At 65.8% G+C, this 2,643-nt stretch carries 2 protein-coding genes and 1 pseudogene; 2 read left to right on the top strand and 1 reads right to left on the bottom strand.

The genetic code is table 11. The annotated features are described in order from the left end of the window. Nucleotides 1–899 (bottom strand): alkane 1-monooxygenase (locus tag JMF90_RS32720; RefSeq protein WP_201325985.1); only part of this gene is annotated, 899 nt, incomplete at its 3' end. Between the two features lie 555 nt (nucleotides 900–1,454). On the opposite strand from JMF90_RS32720, the gene JMF90_RS32715 reads away from it, so the two are divergent. Together JMF90_RS32715 and JMF90_RS32710 are read left to right on the top strand one after the other, a co-directional pair. Further along, complete coding sequence (locus tag JMF90_RS32715; protein WP_227745866.1) at nucleotides 1,455–2,078, top strand: GNAT family N-acetyltransferase; 624 nt, start codon at nucleotides 1,455–1,457, stop codon at nucleotides 2,076–2,078. A 172-nt stretch (nucleotides 2,079–2,250) separates the two neighbouring features. Next, nucleotides 2,251–2,643: pseudogene (locus JMF90_RS32710) on the top strand (septum site-determining protein MinC); the annotation flags it as partial.

Below are 2,643 nucleotides of genomic sequence, written 5' to 3'. Positions count from 1 at the left end.
TTCGTGACGACGTGATTGCTGTTCCACGAATGCTGCGGCGTGCAGCGTTCGTAGCGGCCGCTCGGCAGCTTGCGACGGCCGAGCCCGTAGTGCTCGACGTAGTTCACCACCTCGAGCAGCGACGCGCCGTAGACGGCCTGGATCACGAGGAACGGGATCACGACCTTGCCGGCCAGCGCGATCGCGAGGCCCCATACGACGGCAGTCATCGCCCACGCATGCAGCACTTCGTTGCGCCAGGTCCACGGCGAATGCCCGAGCCGCTCGAGGCGGGCCTTTTCGAGCCGCCACGCGGAGCGGATGCTGCCGATCACCGTGCGTGGCAGGAACGCCCAGAACGATTCGCCGTAGCGCGCGCTTGCCGGGTCCTCGGCGGTCGCGACGCGCACGTGATGGCCGCGATTGTGCTCGACGTAGAAGTGGCCGTACGCGACCGGCGCCAGCGTGATCTTCGCGAGCCAGCGTTCGAAGCGGTCGGTCTTGTGCCCGAGCTCGTGCGCGGTATTGATCGAGATGCCCGTCGCGGCGCCGAGCGACAGCGCGAAGCCGACGTAGTCGTACCACGCGAGCGCATGCGTGCCGACGATCCACACGCACATGAAGAACGCGACGTATTCGACGAAAGTCGCGAGATAAACGATGTACCGGTAATAGCGTTCGCGTTCGAGGTGCGGCACGACGGCTTCGGGCGGATTGTCGCGATCGTCGCCGATCAGCGTGTCGAGGATCGGGATCACGCCGAACGCGAACAGCGGGCCGAACCACCAGAACACGTGAAGGCCCGTCGACAGCGCGAGCTGTGCGGCGAGGATCGGCAGCGTGATCGTCAGCGCGCCGAGCAGCCACAGATAACGCTTGCCATCCGACCAGCCCGAAGCCGGTGCATTGGTCATTGCCATTGTCTCCCTCCAGTCGGCCGGCCCGCGGGCGGCCGCATGCAAGTTTGTTCGAATCCTCGTGGTCCGCGACGCGCGCGGTGGCACCGGATCGTCGTCCGGTTCTGCCTGTTATACGACCGGTGCGCGCGCTTGCCAAACTCCGGCGCTAGGCTTGGCGCTCCAAACGACGGGCCGCGCGCAATGCGGGCCGCTGCGGACCGACGCGCGCTGATTGAAACATGCGGCCGACGCGGATTGGCGCGCAGGCGGGTGCGTCGTTTGTCGGACGAATGGCTCGACGTGCGGCGACCCACGCCGGTGTGAAGGGGCTGCAACAAATGTTGCATCGCAATAAAGCGGCCGGTGAAGTATGGGCGCGGCGTGTTTTTTGTTGGCTTATATTACGGAGCATTACGGTCGCAGCGACGCAATGTTATGCGGCTCAAAACCTGATGGCCGCGCATCGCAAGGAGAACGAGACGATCCGTCCGATGACGGCCGCATGTTCACCCTCCGGCAGCCAGCGTCCGCACACCGATGCTGCAACTGCACACTGATCGACGTGTGTCGCCGCTGATGACATCCGCCGCCTTTCGATCCGCGCCAGCGTTTGAAAATTACGATTTGACTCATGCCCCGCTTTCGGTTGAAGCTAATAGCTTGCTGTCCGAAGGGGGCTGTGCCTGCATGAGTTCGACCTTGACCGTTCGTCGTATCGCTGCCGATCAGGGCGGCGTGTATCGCGAACTCCGCGCTGCATCGCTGCGTGAGCCCTACGCGCCCGGCGAAGCGCCGGAGGCCGAATTGCTGACCGTCGAAGCGGACGCAGCGTCGGCGATCGCCGCGCAGCGCGCCGTGTCCGACGAGTCGACGACTTTCCTGCTGTACACCGAAGGCCATCCGGCCGGCATGATCGGCGCGTATTTCGACAACACGCCCGATCGGCGCGCGTTCGTCAGCGAACTGTGGGTCGCGCATGCGGTGCGTCATCTGCGCGGTGGCGTGCTGCTGCTGGAGACGGCTACCGCATGGCTCGCCGAGCGCGGCGCCACCGACGTTTACGCGTGGATCGCCGACGCGAACCGCAACGCGGTCCGCTTCTACGAGCGCGCGGGTTTCGGCAACACCGGCGAACATGCGCCGATCGCGCGGATGCCCGGCGCGATGAAATCGCTGTTCGTGTCGCAGGTGAAGCACTGACGCGGCCTCGACATCCCCAGCCCCGCGCGGCGCGATGAAAGCCCGATCGCCCGCCGGCCCGCCCGCCTGCCGGTTGCGCGTCCGCCCGGGCCGCAGCAACCCCGAGTCCCAAAAATAATGGCCGCACGCGTGGACGCCTGTAAAATACGCAAAAAATTTTTGCAGAGTGTCCATGTCGCTTAAAAAATCGCCATTCTTCGAGCTGCGCAGCGGATCGGTCGATACGTTGCTGTTCACCGTGAAGACGACCGATCTCGATGCGTTGCGTGCCGAACTGGTCAAGCGCTTCGAAGCGACTCCCGAGTTTTTCGCCGACGATGTCGTCGCGATCGACGTCCGCCGCCTGGCTGACGGCGAACGCGTCGCGCTCGCGGACATCCGCCAGATGCTGAACGACGTGCGGATGCGTCCGGTGGGCGTCGTCGCGCTGGCAACGCAGGGCTGGGCGGGGGAAGCCGGCCTGCCGTTGCTGGAGGCGCGCGATCGCCGCGCGCCGGCCGCGAAACCTGCCGACGAAGCGGAACCGGCGGCCGTGCCAGCCGTCGAGACCGCCGCCGCTCCGGCA

Origin of the sequence: Burkholderia sp. E168m23, from assembly GCF_016586125.1 — a bacterium.
Lineage (GTDB): Bacteria > Pseudomonadota > Gammaproteobacteria > Burkholderiales > Burkholderiaceae > Burkholderia > Burkholderia orbicola.
The sequence above is the reverse complement of the archived record's forward strand: the minus strand, read 5'-3'. Positions and strand labels throughout refer to the sequence as shown.